11 protein-coding genes and 1 pseudogene are annotated in these 19,246 nt (G+C 66.6%); 7 read left to right on the top strand and 5 right to left on the bottom strand.

What is annotated here, in order from left to right:
• The 4 genes from VIQ49_RS16640 to VIQ49_RS16655 form a co-directional block, all read left to right on the top strand.
• The coding region (locus VIQ49_RS16640) for an amino acid adenylation domain-containing protein (RefSeq protein ID WP_331886574.1) at window positions 1-8,602 on the top strand (8,602 nt) is incomplete at its 5' end.
• On the top strand, window positions 8,599-8,868 hold the full coding sequence (locus VIQ49_RS16645) for an MbtH family protein (protein ID WP_331886576.1): 270 nt from the start codon (window positions 8,599-8,601) through the stop codon (window positions 8,866-8,868). The genes VIQ49_RS16640 and VIQ49_RS16645, both read left to right, overlap by 4 nt.
• The gene (locus VIQ49_RS16650; RefSeq protein WP_331886578.1) at window positions 8,861-9,898 is read left to right on the top strand and encodes an ATP-binding cassette domain-containing protein; all 1,038 of its coding nucleotides are present in this window, start codon (window positions 8,861-8,863) and stop codon (window positions 9,896-9,898) included. The genes VIQ49_RS16645 and VIQ49_RS16650 overlap by 8 nt, the downstream gene beginning before the upstream one ends.
• Window positions 9,899-9,948: 50 nt before the next feature.
• The gene (locus VIQ49_RS16655; protein ID WP_331886594.1) at window positions 9,949-10,731 is read left to right on the top strand and encodes an ABC transporter permease; all 783 of its coding nucleotides are present in this window, start codon (window positions 9,949-9,951) and stop codon (window positions 10,729-10,731) included.
• Between the two features lie 24 nt (window positions 10,732-10,755).
• On the opposite strand, the gene VIQ49_RS16660 is transcribed toward VIQ49_RS16655, so the two are convergent.
• Together VIQ49_RS16660 and VIQ49_RS16665 are read right to left on the bottom strand one after the other, a co-directional pair.
• Window positions 10,756-11,898: a hypothetical protein gene (locus VIQ49_RS16660; protein ID WP_331886580.1), complete on the bottom strand. Its 1,143-nt coding sequence runs from the start codon at window positions 11,896-11,898 to the stop codon at window positions 10,756-10,758.
• Window positions 11,895-13,226 carry a hypothetical protein gene (locus VIQ49_RS16665; RefSeq protein ID WP_331886582.1) on the bottom strand — a complete coding sequence of 444 codons (1,332 nt, stop codon included), beginning with the start codon at window positions 13,224-13,226 and terminating at the stop codon, window positions 11,895-11,897. Before VIQ49_RS16665 ends, VIQ49_RS16660 begins: the two co-directional genes overlap by 4 nt.
• 62 nt (window positions 13,227-13,288) lie before the next feature.
• On the opposite strand from VIQ49_RS16665, the gene VIQ49_RS16670 reads away from it, so the two are divergent.
• A complete protein-coding gene (locus VIQ49_RS16670) occupies window positions 13,289-13,909 on the top strand; it encodes a hypothetical protein (RefSeq protein ID WP_331886584.1) in 621 nt (206 codons plus the stop codon).
• 23 nt (window positions 13,910-13,932) lie between these two features.
• Here VIQ49_RS16670 and VIQ49_RS16675 read toward each other — a convergent pair whose 3' ends face one another.
• The 3 genes from VIQ49_RS16675 to VIQ49_RS16685 all read right to left on the bottom strand — a co-directional run bounded on the left by VIQ49_RS16675 (window position 13,933) and on the right by VIQ49_RS16685 (window position 17,571).
• Window positions 13,933-15,246, bottom strand: coding sequence for a CHAT domain-containing protein (locus VIQ49_RS16675; RefSeq protein ID WP_331886586.1), 1,314 nt, complete (start codon window positions 15,244-15,246; stop codon window positions 13,933-13,935).
• Window positions 15,237-16,964 carry a hypothetical protein gene (locus VIQ49_RS16680; protein ID WP_331886588.1) on the bottom strand — a complete coding sequence of 576 codons (1,728 nt, stop codon included), beginning with the start codon at window positions 16,962-16,964 and terminating at the stop codon, window positions 15,237-15,239. The genes VIQ49_RS16675 and VIQ49_RS16680 overlap by 10 nt, the downstream gene beginning before the upstream one ends.
• Window positions 16,965-17,055: 91 nt before the next feature.
• Window positions 17,056-17,571, bottom strand: a complete 516-nt coding sequence (locus tag VIQ49_RS16685; protein ID WP_331886590.1) for a lipoprotein LpqH — start codon at window positions 17,569-17,571, stop codon at window positions 17,056-17,058.
• A 198-nt stretch (window positions 17,572-17,769) separates the two neighbouring features.
• Here VIQ49_RS16685 and VIQ49_RS16690 point away from each other — a divergent pair, with 198 nt between their 5' ends.
• The gene (locus VIQ49_RS16690) at window positions 17,770-18,609 is read left to right on the top strand and encodes a C39 family peptidase (protein WP_331886592.1); all 840 of its coding nucleotides are present in this window, start codon (window positions 17,770-17,772) and stop codon (window positions 18,607-18,609) included.
• A gap of 22 nt (window positions 18,610-18,631) precedes the next feature.
• Window positions 18,632-19,246, top strand: a pseudogene (locus VIQ49_RS16695) (hypothetical protein); the annotation flags it as partial.

Below are 19,246 nucleotides of genomic sequence, written 5' to 3' on the forward strand. Positions count from 1 at the left end.
CACCTCGGGCACCACCGGGACTCCCAAAGGTGTGGTCGTCAGCCACCACGGACTGGTCGACTTCGCCAGCGAGCAGGTCCACCGGTTCGAGGTCGAACCCGACAGCGTCACATTGCATTTCGCCTCTCCCAGCTTCGACGCCTCCGTGCTCGAGGTGCTGATGGCGGTGGGTGGTGCGGCCACCATGGTCATCGCCTCCACCGACGTCCTCGGCGGCACCGAATTGCAGGACGTGCTCGTCACACACGCGGTGACCCACGCGTTTGTCACCCCATCGGTGCTCGCCACCATGAATCCGGCTGCGCTCCCCGCGTTGTCGACGGTCATCGTCGGCGGCGAGCATCCCAATCCCGAGGTGATCTCGCGCTGGTCGTCTGATCGCAAGCTGTTCAACGCGTATGGACCCACCGAGGCAACCGTGGTCGCCACCATCTCCGATCCCATCAGGCCCGGCGACGGTGTCAGCATCGGTGGCCCCGTCCGCGGCATGGACGTGCTCGTCCTCGACGAACGGCTGCAACCGGTTCCGGTCGGTACGGTGGGCGAACTGTATCTCGCGGGCGGACACCTGGCCAGGGGCTATCACGGGCTGACGCGCCGCACATCCGAGTCCTTCCTCGCCAATCCATTTGGCCCGGACGGTGATCGGATGTATCGGACCGGAGATCTGGTGCGCTGGACCACGGCCGCCGAATTGGAGTTCCTCGGCCGAGCCGACAGCCAGGTCAAGGTACGTGGTTTCCGCATCGAGATCGGCGAGATCGACGCGGCGCTGGTCCGCGACGATCAAGTCGCCGAGGCAGTCACCGTCGCCAGGCCGGCACCGGACGGGTCCACCGAATTGGTGTCATATGTCAGTCCCGCCCAGCAGCAGTCTCTGAGGTCAGAGGCCCTGCGCGAGCGCCTGTCCACGCTGCTACCCGGTCATATGGTTCCGCGCCTGATCATGGTCATCGACTCGATGCCGGTGACACCGTCGGGAAAGATCGACTTCCGGTCTCTGCCCGACCCCGACCCATCCGACCTGGGCGGTATCGACCACGGAGGGAAGCCACGGGGTCGCCGCGAGACCGAGATCGCCGAGATGTTCGCCGAGGTCACCGGCCGCGACCCCGAGCAGATCGGACGCAGCACGGACTTCTTCGAGATGGGTGGCAACTCCCTGATGGCCACCCAGGTGGTGGCACGTCTGGAAGCATCGCTCGGGCAGCGAGTTCCGGTGCGGACTTTGTTCGACAACCCCACCGTCTCCCGGCTGACCCGGGCCATCGCCGGTGCTTCGGCAGCTGATCTGTCTGCACCGGTCCCCGCGCTGGTCGCGCAGCCGAGGCCCGAGACCGGGCGGGATTCCGTACCCGCACCCGCGGCGGCGCGGCTGTGGTTCCTCAACCGCCTCGAGCCCGAGTCCGGTGCGTACAACATCGCCGCGGCCGTGACGTTGCACGGTGACATCGACACCGACGCCCTGCAGCGTGCGCTGGGCGATGTCATCGATCGCCATGAGCCACTGCGGACGATCTATCCGGAGAACGACGGTCGTCCACAGGTCGAGGTGCTGGGCACTCCCGCCACCCGCGTGCCCGTGGTCGATCTCACCGGCAGCGACACCCCGCAGGACGACCTCGTGACCGCGCAAAACCGGTTGTCGGCACAGGGTTTCGATCTGCGCAGCGAGCCACCGGTCCGTGCCGAACTGGCGCGACTGGGAGTCACGCATCACGTTCTGACCATCGTGATCCATCACATCGCCGCCGACGGTTGGTCCCTGGGTCCGCTGTCCACCGACCTCGCGACCGCGTACGAGGCCCGCTGCAGCGGACGTGCACCCGACCTGACACCGCTACCAGTGCGATTCCGTGACTACGCCGAATGGCAGCATTCTTCGCTCGGCGATCCCGAGGAACCCACCAGCCGGGTCAGCATGTTGCTCGACTGGTGGCGTGACACCCTCGCCGACATCAACCGCCAGTCGTCGCTCCCCGAGACCGGCACCGGCGACATCGGCAGCGGTGTCGTCGACTTCGACATCGGCCCCGACGTCATCACCGGATTGTCGGCAGTGGGCCGTAGCCGCGACGCGAGTCTGTTCATGGTGATGCACGGTGCGTTCGCGGCTCTGCTCCACCGCCTCAGCACCGATCCCGCCGTACATCTCGACGGTGCCGAGTCGGACGTGATCATCGGCAGTCCCGTGGCCGGACGCGACCATCCTGACCTCGCCGGCCTGGTCGGTATGTTCGTCAACACCGTTGTCCTCCGAACTCAGGTCAACGGCGCGGACAGGTTCAGCGACCTCGTCTCCCGCGTGCGGGATACCGACATCGACGCGTTCTCGCACGCCGATCTGCCCTATGACCAGTTGGCCGCGGCGATCGCCGATGATCGCCGGCACTCCGGCCCGCTGGTTCGCGTGGCTCTGGCCTTCGCCGAAGACGGCGGCCCCGCGCTGGACCTCGGTGAGGTCCGTGCCGAGGTCAGCGAAATCAGCACCGCCGGTACCCGTTTCGATCTGGAACTACGAGTGACCGGCAGCGCGATGCGGTTGACCTACGCCCGCGAGAAGTACACCGCGGCAACGATCGAGGCGATGTCAGGACGGCTGGTCCGGATCCTCGAAGCCGTCGCCGCGGATCCGGACATCCGTGTCGAGGACTTCGACATCCTCGCCGACTCCGAGTCGGCGGTCATCGCCGGTTCCGGCAACGGTGCGGCAGAACACGAGTGGTCGGCCCGCGGCGCGTTGCTGCCCGACCTGCTGGCGGACGCCGTGGACCGTAACCCGGATGCGCCCGCCTTGATCTTCGAACCCGGTGACCTGATCAGCGGCTCACCGACCGGTGCCGACGGATATCACACCCTGACGTACCGGGATCTAGATGCGTGGTCGAACCGTTGGGCCCGTTATCTTCTGAGTCTTGAGATCGGTCCGGAGGACATCGTTCCCATCGCGCTCAGACGTGGGGCGGCGTCGGTCGCGGCGATCTGGGCGGTCACCAAGACCGGTGCGGCGTTTGCACCCGTCGACCCGACCTATCCGACCGAACGTATCGAGCACATGATCTCCGATTGTGGTGCCACGGTGGGATTGACCGATGACGCCACCGCCCCCGGCCTTCCGGCGGGTGTTCGGTGGATCAGTCTCGACGGCCAGTTGGGTGGCGCGGTCGACACCATGAGTGGGCGGCGGCTGAGGCGACAGCCGTGGGCGTCGCCGGACAACATCGCATACGTGATCTACACGTCCGGCTCCACCGGTACGCCGAAGGGCGTGGCCGTCACGCACCGCGGACTGGCGCCGCTGGCCTCCGAACACTCAGCGCGCTATGGCGTCGACAGCACGTCACGCACACTGCATTTCGCCTCTCCGAGCTTTGACGCGTCGATACTCGAATTACTGCTGGCGGTTCCCGCCGGAGCGAGCATGGTCATCGCACCGAAGATCTACGGCGGAGTAGAACTCGAGAACCTCCTGCGTATCCAGCGCGTCACACACGCCTTCATCACCCCGGCAGCGCTCGCCACTGTGCCGGACTCCGATCTACCCGATCTGCGGGTTCTCGCGGTCGGCGGCGAGGCGTGTGGTCCGGAACTGATCGAAAAGTGGTCACCCGGGCGCACATTCTTCAATGTCTATGGTCCTACCGAGACAACCATGGTCTCGGTGATGGCGAAGCTCGAATCGGCCGCCGGACAACTGCCGGCTCACCGGACCGTGCCCATCGGGACGCCGATCCGCGGTGAACAAGCCGTGGTGCTCGACGGCCGGCTGCGCCCCGTTCCTCGCGGTGTTCCCGGCGAGTTGTACCTGAGCGGAGCGGGTCTCGCTCGCGGCTACCTCGGGCGCGCCGATCTGACCTCCACCCGCTTCGTGGCAGACCCCCATGCCCACGGCGGGGGCCTGCTGTACCGAACCGGCGACGTGGTCAGTGCCGACGGCGATGGCGTGATCACCTATCTGGGCCGCAGCGACAATCAGGTGAAGCTGCGCGGATTCCGGATCGAACTCGGGGAGATCGACGCCACGCTCCTCGATCACCCCGACATCCGTTTCGCCGTGACCGTCGTCCGCGGTCGTGGCGAAGGCGCCACCCTGGCAAGCTACGTGGTGGCCTACGACAGCAGCCCGTCCGCCGATGCCCCCCAAGCCGTCGACATCGACGACGTGCGGCGGTCACTCGAGGCGCGCCTACCCCGCCATCAGGTGCCGGGATCGATCACCGCGATCGAACGGATCCCGCTGACACCCAACGGCAAACTCGACGTTCGTGCATTGCCGACTCCCGTTCCGGCCGCAGCCCGCGCTGAGAGCAGGCCCGTGTCCGGCGATGTTCAGGAAGCACTGGCGGAGTTGTTCGCCGATGTCCTCGGAATCCCGGCAGTCGAGATCGGCGCCGATCACAACTTCTTCGACCTCGGGGGAACATCGCTGACCGCAACCCAATTGGTCAGCCGTGTCAATCGCCACCTCGGCACCGATCTGCCGGTCAAGATGGTCTTCGACCACCCGACGGTGACCGCACTTGCAGAAGTCGCCACCCGGGAGCAGTCTGCCGGCAACGCGTCACCGAGACCTGCCGATCACCCGCGGTTGACCGGTGACCGGCGACACCACGCCTCCGCTCCGCTGTCCCTGGCCCAGCGTCGGCTGTGGTTCCTGGCCGGCGCCGAACCGGGTTCGGCCGCATACAACATCCCCTTCTGCGTGGACTTCCACGGCGATCTGTCGGTGCCGGCGTTGCAGCTGGCCATCATCGACATCCTCGACAGACACGAAAGCCTGCGCACCCGTTTCCCAGAGGTCGACGGTGAACCGGCACAGGTCCCGGAGACCGACGCCGCAGCGGTTCTCGATCACCTCGTCGCCGAGCACTGTGATTTCGCCGAACGCGACGATCTCGTATCGGCCACCGCGGCGCAGGGATTCGATCTCGCCAACTCGGCCCCGATCCGCTTCCGACTGTTGCGCACCGGACCGCTGAGCCACACCCTGATCGCTGTTGTGCACCACATCGCCGCCGACGGCTGGTCGCTGCCAACCCTTCTCGGCGACTTGATGACGGCCTACCGGTGCCGGTCCGCCGGCACCGCTCCCGAGTTCGATCCGCTTCCGGTCACCTACATCGACCACACCCTGTGGCAGCGGACAACGGTCGGCTCCCCTGACGACCCCGAGAGTCCCGCGCATCGCCAGCTCGAGTACTGGCGCGAGGTGTTGCGCGGTGCGCCGGTCGATTCGACGATCCCCTCGATCACCGAATCCGCCGACACCGACGAATCGGTCGATCACAGCGGTGGCAACATCGTGCTCACGATCGATGACAACCTTCGCGGTGCGATCGCGGACCTCGCCCGCAGTACGGGGGTGAGCCCGTTCATGCTCATGCACGGTGCCCTGGCCATCCTGATGTACCGCATGGGCGCCGGACGCGACGTCCTCATCGGGACCCCCGTCGCGGGCCGCTTCGAGCCCGAACTCCAGCGTGTGGTCGGCATGTTCGTCAACACACTGGCCTTGCGGAGCACGGTCGATCCCACCGCCTCGTTCACCGACCTGCTCTCCGCGATCCGCGACAGCGACCTCGAAGCACTGGCACACGTCGACATCCCGTTCGAAGACGTGGTGGCGGCGGTCAATCCGCAACGCGATCCGCGACGTCATCCGCTGTTCCAGGTGGCCCTCTCGGTGCATGACTGGGCGGACAGCAACATGAGCGGATCCCTCGATGCCGGGGACGGACTGTCCGCTCAGGTCACCGAGGTCGACAGCCCCACGGCCAAGTTCGATCTGCAGTTCACCGTCACCGGCATCAGCCCCGGAGCCGACCGGCAGGGTCAGATCAAGCTGACGTACGCCCGCGGCCGGTACAGCGACCGGACTGCGGAATCGATTGCGGCACGCCTGGTTCGGGTCCTGCGTGCGGTCACCGATGCACCCACCAGGCCGATCGGCGACACCCCGGTCACCGATTTTGTCGAAGAGGCGACCCTGGCGCCGGTACGTGGACTACCTGCCCCGACGCCCCGGCCGCTCGCGGACCTGTTCGGAGCCGCCGTACTCGACAATCCCGACGGGTCCGCACTCATCGACGCACATCGGAGCGTCAGCTACCGGGAAGTCGACTACCGGTCGAACAAGCTGGCCCGGTTGCTTCTGCGACGAGGTATGTGCGCCGATTCGCTGGTCGCCATGGCCATTCCACGGTCGGTGGACGCAATCATCGCGACCATCGCGATCAGCAAGACCGGCGCTGCGTTCCTCCCGGTCGATCCGACGTACCCGGCAGGTCGCATCGAACACATGCTCTCCGACAGCCGGGTCCGCGTCGGGATCACCCTTGGGAAGCACGCCCCCGATCTCCCGGCAGCAGTTGACTGGTTTGTCCTCGACGACAACGCCGTTCACGGAGCGACGGCAGCCCTGTCCGCGCTCCCCTTGACCCGCGACGAGGTGGGTGAGCGACCGCGTAACGACCAACTCGCCTACATCATCTACACCTCGGGATCAACCGGCCGGCCCAAGGGCGTGATGGTGCCCCACCGGGGTCTGGCCGCGGTCCACGATGAGCTCAAGGCGACGATGTCCCCCGAATCATCCTCCCGGGTACTGCATTTCGCGTCACCCAGCTTCGATGCCTCGATCCTCGAGATGTTGATGGCCATCTCTGGACGGTCGGCGTTGGTCATCGCTCCGACCGACGTGTTCGGCGGACAGGACCTCGCCGACTTCCTGGAATTGAGTGCGGTGACCCATGCGTTCATCACGCCGGCGGCGCTGGCCAGCCTCGACCACCGCCGCGTACGCGGCCTGCGCACCATCGCGGTCGGCGGTGAGGCGTACGGCCGTGAACTGGTGAACCGCTGGTCCGTCGACCGGGCGATGTTCAATGTGTACGGTCCCACCGAGACCACCATCATCACCACCGGCAGCACACCGATGTCCCCCGCCGGACCCGTAACGATCGGTTCACCGAACCGCGGTGTGCGGGCCCTGGTCCTCGATGACCGTCTCCATCCGACACCGGTCGGAGTCGCGGGTGAGCTGTATCTCGCCGGGGATCAGGTGACCCGCGGCTACTTCGGCCGACCGGGACTGACGTCCGGTCGGTTCATCGCCAACCCGACGGGTGTCGGTGGCGAACGCATGTATCGCACCGGCGACGTGGTCCGCTGGACAGCTGCTCGCACCCTGCAATATGTGGGCCGCAGTGACGATCAGATCCAGATCCGAGGCTTCCGGGTCGAGCTCGGTGAGATCGACGCGGTGGCAACATCCTTCGCCGAGGTCGGATACTCGGCAACAATCGTCGATTCGGCCGGCGAAGGCGGTGACCGTCTGTTGACCTACGTGGTCGCTGCCGACGGGGCGCAGATCAACACCTCCACGCTCCGCTTCGACCTGTCGCACCGCCTCCCCAGGCACATGGTGCCGGCCGCCATCACCGTGCTCGACGAGATCCCGCTGTCACCCACCGGCAAGCTCGACAAAGCCTCCCTGCCGCGTCCCGAACTCGCGACCAGCACCGGACGAGAGCCGGCCGTCGGCACCGAAACACTGGTGGCCCAGGCCTTTTCCAAGGCACTCGGGCTGGAATCGGTGAGCGCCACCGACGGCTTCTTCGACCTCGGCGGCAACTCGTTGCTGGCAACGAAGGTGGTTGCCGCGTTGCGTGAGGACGTCGGCATCGACATCCCGGTGGGCGTGATGTTCACCGATTCCACAACCGAAGAACTCGCCGTCCGGATCGACCGGATCGCCGGCACCGGCGGCGCCGAGTCCCCCGCGACAACCGAGATCGCCGACGATCGAGCCCTCGCGCCCCTGCTCGCGCTGCGGGCCCAGGGTGACCGGAGTCCGGTGTTCGCGGTGCACCCCGCTCTGGGAGTGGCCTGGAGCTATACATCGCTTCTGCCACACCTCGATTCCGCGCGCCCGCTGTACGGATTGCAGAATCCGGCGCTGTCGGGTGGGCCGAGCCTGGGGTCGATTCCGGAACTCGCCGACCACTATCTCAGGCAGATCCGCTCGGTCCAGCCGACCGGGCCCTACCACCTCCTCGGCTGGTCGCTCGGTGGTTCGATCGTCCAGGAGATCGCGGTTCAGCTGCAGGAACAGGGCGAGCAGGTCGAGCTGCTGATGCTCCTCGATTCGTATGTGGTGCCCGGTCGCCCCGGACTCGACTTGGCCCCGACCGTGCGCGAACTCCTCGAGGAGTTCGGATTCGCCGACACCACAACCACATCCGGCAGCGATATCGGGATCGAGGAGGCGATGGCCATCATCGCCCGGTCCGAGGGCCCGCTGGCGCACATGTCGGCACCGGCACTCGAATCCTTGTACGGCGCATACGTTGCCGCCACCGAGATCGCGCAGCACTGGGTGCCACGGATCTACTCCGGCGATGCCGTGTTCGTCACTGCCACACAGGATCCGCAACCCGGCCGACCGGCCGTCGATGACTGGGCGCCCCATATCACCGGCCACATCGATCATGTCACCGTCGATTGCCGGCACAGCCAGATGCTCGACCCCGAACACGCAGCAACGATCGCCGGAGCCCTTGGCGATCACCTGCACACCCACCGCCGAGAGGACCACCGATGATCAATCCATTCGATGACGAGCAGGGGACGTTCCGCGTCCTCGTCAATCACGAAGGTCAGCACTCCCTGTGGCCCGATTTCGCCCCCGTCCCGGGAGGTTGGGCAACCCGTCACGGCCCGGCCGGCCGCGAGGACTGCCTGGACTACGTCGAGACGAACTGGACCGACATCGCGCCGGCCAGTCTTCGGCGCTCGCTGCCCGAGCACGGGTCCGGCCGCGGTGGCGGTCGGCCCGGCGGCACCGAGGAATGGTGGATCAATGGGTGACCATGCGATCGAGGTGACCGGACTGTCGAAGACCTTCGGCAGCCGGTTCGGACGAGGCGAATCGCATAGGGCTCTCGGCGGTGTGGACCTGGCGGTGAAACGTGGCACCGTGCACGCGCTACTCGGGCCCAACGGCGCGGGAAAGACCACCACTGTCCGGATCATCTCCACACTGCTCCGACCCGACGAGGGGACCGTCAGCGTGCTCGGTGTGGACGGGCTCGCACAACCGGCTCTGGTACGACGCAGAATCGGCGTCTCCGGTCAGTACGCTGCCGTCGACGCAAATCTGACCGGCTGGGAGAACCTGCGAATGGTGGCCCGCCTGTACGGGATGAACCGGAAGGCCGCGGGCGTCCGCGCCGACGAACTGATCACCGACTTCCAGCTCGAGCCGGCGCGAGATCGCCCCGCCCGCAATTACTCCGGCGGCATGCGGCGGCGGCTCGACCTCGCCGGCGCCCTCATCGCCCGCCCCGGAGTGGTGATCCTCGACGAGCCGACCACCGGGCTCGACCCGCGCGGACGCCGTGAGATGTGGGCGCTGATCGAATCTCTGGTCGCCTCGGGCACCACCGTCCTGCTCACCACCCAGTACCTCGAAGAGGCCGACGCCCTGGCCGACACCATCACCGTGATCGACAAGGGCCTCGTGGTCGCCGAGGGCACCGCAGCCGAACTCAAGGCCAATGCGCAGCAGACACAACTGACGATCGAGGTGGGCGTCCTCGCCGACCGCGACACGGTCCACCGGGTCCTGTCCGAACACGGTTCCGGATCACCCCGCGGCACAGCCCATTCGACCTCCTGGCAGGTGGCGGTGCCGGCCGGGACCGCCTCCGCCGCGGAGATCATCCAGGAGCTGTCGGTGGCCGATGTCACCGTCACCGATTTCAGGGTCGACGCGCCCACGCTCGACGACGTCTTCCTCGCGCTCACCGGCAACCAGGTGGGCGACGGCAAGAACACCGATGGCAGCACAGCCACCGCAACCGACGCAGACACCGATGACGAGGAGGCCGCCGCATGACCGCGACACTCGCACCGGGACCGCCGGCCGCCTCCATTGCCGGGGGTGGACTGATCTCCGACAGCTCCGTGATGGCCGGCCGCAATCTGCTGACCATCCGCCGGGTGCCCACCCTGCTGGTGAGCGCAACCGTTCAGCCCTTCATGTTCGTCTTCCTCTTTGCCTACGTCTTCGGGGCAACCCTCGGCGGTGCCTCCTACCGCGAGTTCCTGATGGCCGGCATCTTCACGCAGACAGTTGTTTTCAACTCCGCCTTCACCACCGTCGGACTGGCCGGAGATCTGCAATCCGGCATCGTCGACAGACTGCGGACCCTGCCGATGTGGTCACTGGCGGTGGTCCTGGGCCGCACGCTGTCCGATCTTGTCGTCAGTATCGTCAGCGTTGTCGTGATGGCGTTGTGCGGCTTGGTGATCGGCTGGCGGATCCGCGGGAGCGCCCTCGACGCGGTCATCGCACTGGGCCTGATCTTGTTGCTGGCGTTTGCGATGTCGTGGGTCGGTGCATTCACCGGTCTGATGGCCCGCAATGTGGAGGTGGCCCAAAGCGTCGGATTCGTGTGGATGTTCCCGGTCACGTTCCTCTCGAGCGCCTTCATCTCTGCCCAGAGCCTGCCGGGACCGCTCAAGGCCATCGCAGAGTGGAATCCGATCACCGCGGTCTCCACTGCGACCCGGCAATTGCTCGGCAACCCCGCACCCCCCGACTTCCCGCAGGCCACCGGATGGGTCGCCGACAACGCGGTCCTCTACTCGCTGATCACCTGCATGGCCATCCTGGCCGTCTTCGTCCCACTCTCGTTGTGGCGGTACCGTTCGGTCGCAAGCCACTGATCCCGGGCATGATTCCGGGAGAGGTCAGTAATCGCTCTCACCGAGCAGGATCTCGGCGAGGAACGCATCCGGGGGCGGCGCCGCAACACGCCCGCGCGCGAAGGCCCGAACGCGGTGACGGATCGCAGTCGACTCGGTCACCGGAACACCGACCGTGAGCACGGTATCGGACCAGTTGTGATCCCACAGATCGGTCTCGGTGACCGATGCTCCGGCCGAGGTGAGGTCGACCCGGGCGGTGCCGTCGCGGTCGAGTGCGGCAGCCCCCACGATGGCGCCGGACCTCAGCGACACCTCGATTCCCGACGGATCGACATCTCCGGTCACAGCGGTGCGCACGATCGCAACCACACCGCTGCCTGCGGCCGGCCGGGGGATGGTCCAGGTGGCGGTGTTTTCGCCGGCGTCGAAGATCCGGGGCGGAACACCACCCCACTTGATCGAGGCCGAGCCGCGGCCGATCGCGGTCGCGTCCGCTGTGCGACCGTCTCCGGCGGCCAAAGAGTAGTCATCCTGACGACTGCCCTCGGGAACCCCATCGACCGATGAATCATGCTGCATGGCAGCCAGTTCCATCCACAGGTCCGAATCCTGCTCCTCACCGGCACCCACCTCGACGGCCAGTTCGACAGCGCGACGCACCAGGTCGACCACACGTCGGTCCCCGGACCGCAGGTGCCAAAGGTATGCGGCCGCGTGGGGTGCAAGCAGACTGCCGACCTCGGAATCAAATGTGATGTCGGTGAACAGGTCCTCGGCGGCGACTGTCAGCAACGCGATCTCCGCATCGAGCACAGCGTGGTCGAGCGACCCGATTCCCTCCCTGGTACCGGCCGGCCACCACCGCCGTAGCCAGTGACCCACCGCCAGACGCCGGGCGGTGTCCAGTGTGCCCGGCAAGATCTCGACGCCATCGACCTCGACTGTCCGGTTGGTGGCTCCGCCGGTCTCACCGATCGCGTTCATCACCGCAACATGTCCGGTCTCACCGATGACCCGCCACAACCAGTCCGCCTGATCGAGGGCGGTGAAGGCGATCTGGGGCGGTCCGGCGGTGTCCACCGTCCAGGACAGCACCGCGCCGCTGACCTCGAGTACCGCCACCACCGGCGTCTCGTCGTCCACGCGTCCGACAACCCAGAGTCCGGACTCGGATTGCATTCTCATGGCACCACATCCGCCAGCATCATCGGCAGCGTCTCGAGCATCGATTTGATACGTGTTCGCTGATCAAGACTTGTCGATCGGGCGACCCCGTCGAGAATGCTCCGGACTTCATCGACGTCACCGCACGACTCCTGCCAGACATCACGGCCGTGCAGCCGGGCCCAGAGCCGATTCAGATACGGCCGCACGAACTCCCGGAGATCGTCGACCACCTGCTGTTGACGGGGATGCAGGGCTTCTCCGTCGGCCAGAGCGCGCCGGGCGTGCAGCACGTAGGCCTCCTTGCGCAGTCGCGCCTGGATCTGTGACGTCAATGCATATCGCGGCGTGTGCTTTTCGTCGAGTGGCGCCAGCTCGACCCCAACCTCGATGCCGACGATCATCGTGGCCTGACGATCCTCGCCCAGCAGGCCCCACGGTGCGCACGCCCGATCGACTTCCTCGTCACACAGGAAGGGGATGTCGGGCAATTCGGCGTGATCGAGGCTCCGTCGCAGCGTGGCCCGAACCCGTTCGGAGACAGTGCGGTCGAACGGACGGTTGCCGGGTGTGTCCCCATCGACCGCTGGCGGCCGCTGAGGCGCGGACGAACCCAATCCGATGCCGACGATCGACCACGGCACGTCGCCACCATGATCGCGCAGTCGTGCGCCGAAGTTGTACGGGGTCTCGTCGGCGACGAGTGCGGCCCACACCCGTTGCCGAGCGGACCGCGTGCGATGGTCCCCCACGTCCGCCAGGATCGTCGGCAGACCGGCCATGAAGGGCCCGGTGATCGCTGTCCCGGCCCGCACGTCGTACCAGCTCTGGTCCAGTTGCGACGAGAGTGCCTCCACCACAGTCCGATCGGCGAGGTAGCGGTCCAATTCAGCTGTCGCGGTGCGATCCTTGCCACCGTGCAGATCCAGGAGTATCGCCTCGACATCGGCGTCCGGTGGCGGCAGCCCCCGGGTGACGGCCAGTTCGAAACTGACCGGGAAGTACATCTCCTGGGCGTTGCCGGTGGTGATCCGCAGCTGCCGGCGCTTCTTTTTCAGATGGGTGAACCACTGTGCGGTGGCCAGCAACTCCGTTGTGTGTCCGGCGATCATCTCATCGACCTGGCGTGCAGCTCCCGAGTCGAGAATCGGCGCCGACAGATGCGGGTTGACGCGTAGCCGAAAAACCAGCGGGTCGAGTATGCGTTTGACCGTCCGCCGCAGTGGACCGCCGTCAGGACTGCTGAGTACGTCCACACCCGGCCCGAGGCGCCGCCAGGCGTCGTCGATCACCGCCCGGCGCGGGCGGGCCACGGCGACAGCCGTCGAACGCTGGGACCCGGAACTCATCAGCCGATCGTAGTGTCGAAAACTTGGGTTCGGTAGCCACCGTGCGGAGGGACCGTGGACGCATGAGAACACATCCCAGAATCACCCGGTTCGTCCAGACACTGGCGGTCCGACGCTTCCGCCGCCCACCCGTCTGCGCCGGCGCGGGCGTGGGCGTTGGCGTGGGCACCATCGGGCCCGTCGACCATCGGCATCCGGGTTCGGCCACCGTGGAGGTGGAGACTGTCGACGGCACCCGCTTCCGCGGACGCCTCACCGCGTCCACACCGGAGACCGAATGCGCGATCTCGCAGCCGGGCCTGGTGGTGGCGGTGCGTTTCGACCCCGGCCGGCCCGAGGAACTCGCACTCGCCGACGACATCGTCGCAGCCCGCGCCGCCTTCGATCAGATGCTGATCAGGAAGGGCCTCACCACCACCGAGAAACTCGATGTGATTCGCCGCGGCACCAGATCTCACGGCCTCGTGACGGCTCTGCGAACCACCGGCAAGGCCTGCGAAGACCACGTCGAGGTCGAGGTGGATCTGATGGTCAGCCGCACCGACGGCGGCCAGTTCCCGGCGCACGACACCGCCTTCATACCGGCAGTGTCGGTACCTCACCTGGGACCGGGAAGCACCGTGCACACCTATTACCAGATGGACGATGAGTCTGCGGTGGCGATCTGTGTTCCCAAGCGCTGAACCCATATTCACGTACCGGCCGCTCACAGTCGACCAACCGAGAAGGTTGCCATCGCTCCCCAATAGATCGGATGTGCGCGCAGATCACCCGATCGCCAGCGCCGCATCTGCGCCCGTTGCCAGCGCCCCAGCGCTCGAACCGCATCATCGGCCCGATGTGCTGTGTCCACCGCGATGACCATTTCGGTCATCGGATCGCCGGCATCGATCCCGGCACCGGGTACCCACTGCCGGTAGCCGGCCGTGGTCGGCAACGGCCAGAGAGTGGCCGTGACGGTCTCGGCACCCGCGAGGACCATGGCTGCCACCATGCCGGTTGCCTCATCGAACCTGAGGTCACCACCGGATTCGCAGGCCACCATGGCAATTCGGGGCGGCATCGGCCACCGATCGATGTCGCCCAGGATGTCCGCAGCGGTGAACGGACGATGCTCGCCCACCGCATCTGCGTACCCGGGACCCGACGCCGAACACGACAGGTGAATCGCAGCCCGTTCGGCATACCCCGCATCACCCGGTGCGGCGCCGGCGTGGCCGACGAACAGCAGACGACTCGGCCGCGACTGCAACACCTCGGACAGCCAGCGACGGTCGGTGTCGCTGCGACGAAACAACTCCACCGGATCGCTTGTGTACGGGCGGAGTTCGGCCGGTGGCTGATCGGCGAAGTGCCGGGCCAGCGGCATGTCCGGCGACGGCCGACCCAGAACCGAACCGAGCGGAGAGTCGGGCCGCTGCCCGGGAATCCGTGGATCGAGGATCAGGACCGCAGAATCGTCCCGTCGATCCGCCCACCGCGATACCGACCTCTGCGCCGCTGCGATACCCGCCGGCAACGCCATCACCACATCGGCCATCTCCATCAGGCGGTACGCCTGCCCGTGCGGCCCGTCGCCGCCTGAGGATACGGCCGCCGGAACCGCCAGTATCGCAAACGGAATCCGGGCGAGTCGAGCGGTCGGTGTCACATACAACGTCGCGCGCGGCTCGGATAAGCACTGCGACAACAGGTTCCACGCGTCGTCCGGAAGCAGTGATCCCAGCCCGCGGGCGAACTCGAGTTCGGGGTTCGGTTCGACGAACGACCCGGTGGTCAACGCCCGGCGGACGGCTTGCCCTGTCGATTCCTCGCCCACCGGGACGGGCAGCGTGGCCGCAAGCAGTTCGTCGACAGCCGCCAGAGCTGATTCATCGAGGACCCAGACCACCGTACGCGCGGGGTCGGCGACCACCCGAAGGGTTCCGTAGGTGGCGACCCCGACGTCCGCAAAGCGCAGGATCAGCGTCGCCGGACCGGCCTGATCCCTCGCTGGGATCTCCGCTTTGATCACGGCCACGTGGTCCAGACCGGCTCGTCGCTGGTGACCATCCGGCCGTATCGCCGAGTCGCGAGTTCGCGGTACCGGGCAAGGATCGGACCACCGGTCGGATCCATCTGCACCGGGGGCAACGGACCTGATCGGGTCAGCGCCGGCACAGAGCCGGCCACCGTCCCCGTGGCGGCCATCGCCGGTTCACGAGCATCATCGAGGACCGGGGTCGATGCCGTGCCGGCGGTGGCCCACGACTCGATGGCGACGCTGCCCGACTCGGCGAAAAAAGTTCCACGGGCACTGTGATATTCGATCAGTTCAGCGACCAACTCCGGGTTCTCCCACTCCCAGGCGACCGCGAAGGCGCCTGCCATGATCGGGGCGGAGACGACCCTGGTCCAGCGCCATCGTTCGTCCGCATCGGACATGGTGTGCCGGACGCTGTCGAGCGCCAGCGCCGCCGGTATCTTGAGCTCTGCCGCGCGCTCGAACTTGGGCATCGCGCTTCGGTACCCGGGCGACTCGGTGGTTGCGGAGGTGACACCGCGCGAACCCGCCAGTCGGGCCTCGAGTTCACGCCAATCGTCGTCCGGATCACCGGCACCGTCGAAGCCCATGTCCGACAATGCTTCCGCGCGCCATGTACTCCCCAGCAGATCGTCGAGGCGCGCACGGTGCAACCACGTCGATCCTGGTAGCTCGCCGAGCACGGTCCGCGCCGCGCCGATCGTCTCCCGGGCAGCCTCGAACCTGCCGCGAAAGATGTCGATCCAACTGCGTTGCAACAGGATCCGGTGGATCTGCAGAGGCTTTCCCAGCTCCTCCCAATGTCGCTGCGCATGCTGCCAGCATTCATCTGCAGCTTCGACCCGGCCGGCCGCCATCCGGGTGAGTCCGAGATAGAGCCAGCACCGGGAGACATCGTCGGCGATCGCGTGGGTACTGATCACGGGATAGGCCTGCCGAACCAGCAGTTCGGTCTCCGGATACTCCGACCGCGCCCAGGCCACCGCGCCGCGTTCGAGTTCTGTTCGGGCAACGGCCAATTCCCAGCTCCGGCGAACGGCCCGGGCCCCGGCACGCAGGAGCACGGGGTCCGCTTCATCCAACCGACCCGTTTCGGTGCAGAACCTTCCGTAGCCGAGACCGGCCACCACCCACAGATGGTCCGAGCACGCGCTGCGATCGTCTTCGTCGAGATCTGCGAGCAGCGTCTCCCACAACTTCCCGGCGGTGATGAGGTCGTTGTTGTCGCCGGCCGCGACAGCGCAGCGGATGCGGGCCCGGACAACGATCTCGCGCGCCTCGTCCACGAGTCCCGGGTCTCCGTAGCGGAATCGATCCAGCGCAGCCAGTCGTGCGATCGCGCCGCGGTGATCGCCGGTGGCCGCGGCCAGTCCCACGTCCAACCCATCTGCCCGGCGCGTGTAACGAACGACCATCTCCCGGATCACCGATTCTGACAGAATCACCTGGCCGGCCAGATCCGGTCGTGATCCGGCGAGTATCTGCGTATAGATCGATGCGCAGTCACGGATTCGCCGAATCGATTCGGCCACACCGTCGTACGCCGATCGGGTCAGATAGATCTCGCCGAGCTGGGCAAAGACCTCCAGGGCGAGATCGTCGCGATCCAGGGCCTCGATGTGCGGCATCAGCGACACGAGCAAGTCCTTGGCGGCGCCATGATCATCGGAATAGGCGAGCAGCCTCGCACGTTCGAGATCTCCCGCCACCGACATGTTCGCAGTCTATTGGCGAGCGCGGCGGCGGCCTACGACAAAACACGGTGGGCGTGCAATGCACGCCCACCGTGTTGATGGTCATCCGAGGCTACGAGCAGGCCACCTTGATGGTGAAGTCCTTCGAGATCATCCCCTCCATGGGGTTCGACATGTTCGCGCCCTGGGCTTCGCCGGTGATGGTGTAGGTGTCGCCGTCAACCGCGACCTGCGCCGAACCGACGGACATTCCCATACCGGCGGTCACCGCCAGAGCATTTCCGTCGACAACGATGCCGAGCGATTCCACCTTCGGCGTGGCCTCGTCGGTCATCACGATGCCCAGGCCCTGCTGCCCGCTGACGGAGCCGCTGCCGACGTTGATCTTGCCCGCCTGCTTGACGCAGGTGACGGTGGCGAGATCGAGGCCTGCGACCGGCTTGCCGTCCACGCTGATCTCGGTGCCGCCGCCACCGGTGGTGACCTGCGTTCCGCCGGTGTCGCCCTGAGCCGCGGTGCTGACCGCTGCGGTGGTCTTGTTGCCGCTGTCACCGCCGTCGTCAGAACAGGCCATCAGGAGGGTGGCGCTTGCGATCAGTCCGAGGGTGGCTGCGAGGACTCGTTTCATGGTCTTCCCTTTCGTCGATGCGTCGCCTTCGGTGGCGCCGTCATGAGAGAAGTACAAACCGCCCGATGCGCTACCGATCCCAACTTTCACCCCGGTGCGCGGCCTCGCGCGCGCACCGAAGATCAGTGGCTCGGGGAACATTCATGGGCGCGGCCGACTCCTATCGGCACCACATCCCCTCCAGAGGTAAGGGTCACGATGATTGATGCCGGAGTCGAGTTCGAGTCACCCCATCCGCAGGTCGAGGACCCTGCCGCCGACACGCTCGAAGAGTGGGCCGATCTCGACATCACCTTCGATCAGCCGGACCCTCCTGAGCCATCCGCCGAGTCGGGACAGGATGCCGGAGACGCCGACGAGTACTCCGAACACTGGTTCCTGCAGGCCGAGAACGGCACGTGTGTGCCGGCAAGCGTCGCCCAGATCGTCGCCGAGTACACCGGCGAGGACATCCGCAGCGAGGAAGCCTTCATCGCGATGGCCCAGGAGAACGGCTACTTCGCGGGCGGCGACGTCAGCGGTGGGATGTCGATCTATGCGGCTGCGGACTTGTTGGAACAAAGCGGCATTCCTGCCAGCGTCGAGACCGGCACCATGTCGGACCTGTCGACGGCTTTGGAGGAAGGCCGCGGTGTCCTGCTGTACGTCGACTCCGGCGAATACTGGGATCCCGAGCAAGAGGAACGCGACGAGGCGCGGGGCCGCGATGAGGGCGGCGACCACTGCGTTGTCATCAGCGAGATCGACTACGACAAGGGTGTCGTCTACCTCAGTGATCCCGGCCATCCCGACGGCGACCGCATGGAGGTTCCGCTCGATGAGTTCGAGGAGGCGTGGGGTGACGCCGACAACACGATGATCGTCTGCGATGAACCCTCCCCCAACAGTGGAGTCCACGACACCGCACCTTCCGACACCGCACCATCCGACGCCGGCGATCCGTTGCTGGAAGCAGGCGACACCCGCCTGGACAATGCGATCGACTGGGCCACCGCGCGTCCCTGGTTGCTCCTGCCGCTGCTGCTGCGCGGAGAATGACGGATGGCGGTAGGTTCTGGCCATGGATTGGCCGGCGGCACCGACAACGGGAATCGCTGCGCTGAAGGGAATCAGCCCGGCCGACGTGGCAGTCGCGCTCGATGACCTGCCCGACGATGCACCTGCAGTTCTTCTGATCCGGCTCGACGAGGTCACGGAGGTCGCGCAGGTGCTCAACGACCTCGGGGCCGTGCTCGAGACCATGTCCTACGACCTCTACCCGGCATGGCTGCCCGGTGCCGAGGTATCCCCGGATGGTGTCACCATCGACCGTCTCGCCGCTCGCGCACTCGCATCAGAACTCGCTGCGCGCTCTGACCACTATCGGCCGTTCCTGATGGATCTGGCATCGGGCGCAATCGCCGCACATACCCGATCCGTTCGGCCAGGCATGTCCGAGAAGTACTCCGACGCCACCCGGTTGTCCGGGCTGATCCGGGTGATCGCGGACAGTTTCGCCCGCGAATCAGTCGTCCTGGCGTTGTATTCGGCCGCTCCGCTGGTGCCGCAGCAGCAGAATTGTGTTGCCGCGGTCAGCGATTGGCTCGGCTCCTACGTCGGGGTCTGGCTGCTGGACGACATCACCGGAGCCATCAACCGCTTCCCCACCGTTCGAATCAGCGCCAGAGGCATGTCC

Origin of the sequence: Williamsia sp., assembly GCF_036566845.1 — a bacterium.
Lineage (GTDB): Bacteria > Actinomycetota > Actinomycetes > Mycobacteriales > Mycobacteriaceae > Williamsia.

What these genes read in the sequence shown, in the direction of transcription:
- VIQ49_RS16645 (WP_331886576.1), top strand. Translation starts at nt 8,599, where the DNA reads ATGATCAATCCATTCGATGACGAGCAGGGGACGTTCCGCGTCCTCGTC.
- VIQ49_RS16650 (WP_331886578.1), top strand. Translation starts at nt 8,861, where the DNA reads ATGGGTGACCATGCGATCGAGGTGACCGGACTGTCGAAGACCTTCGGC.
- VIQ49_RS16660 (WP_331886580.1), bottom strand. Translation starts at nt 11,898, where the DNA reads ATGAGAATGCAATCCGAGTCCGGACTCTGGGTTGTCGGACGCGTGGAC.
- VIQ49_RS16665 (WP_331886582.1), bottom strand. Translation starts at nt 13,226, where the DNA reads ATGAGTTCCGGGTCCCAGCGTTCGACGGCTGTCGCCGTGGCCCGCCCG.
- VIQ49_RS16670 (WP_331886584.1), top strand. Translation starts at nt 13,289, where the DNA reads ATGAGAACACATCCCAGAATCACCCGGTTCGTCCAGACACTGGCGGTC.
- VIQ49_RS16680 (WP_331886588.1), bottom strand. Translation starts at nt 16,964, where the DNA reads ATGTCGGTGGCGGGAGATCTCGAACGTGCGAGGCTGCTCGCCTATTCC.
- VIQ49_RS16685 (WP_331886590.1), bottom strand. Translation starts at nt 17,571, where the DNA reads ATGAAACGAGTCCTCGCAGCCACCCTCGGACTGATCGCAAGCGCCACC.
- VIQ49_RS16690 (WP_331886592.1), top strand. Translation starts at nt 17,770, where the DNA reads ATGATTGATGCCGGAGTCGAGTTCGAGTCACCCCATCCGCAGGTCGAG.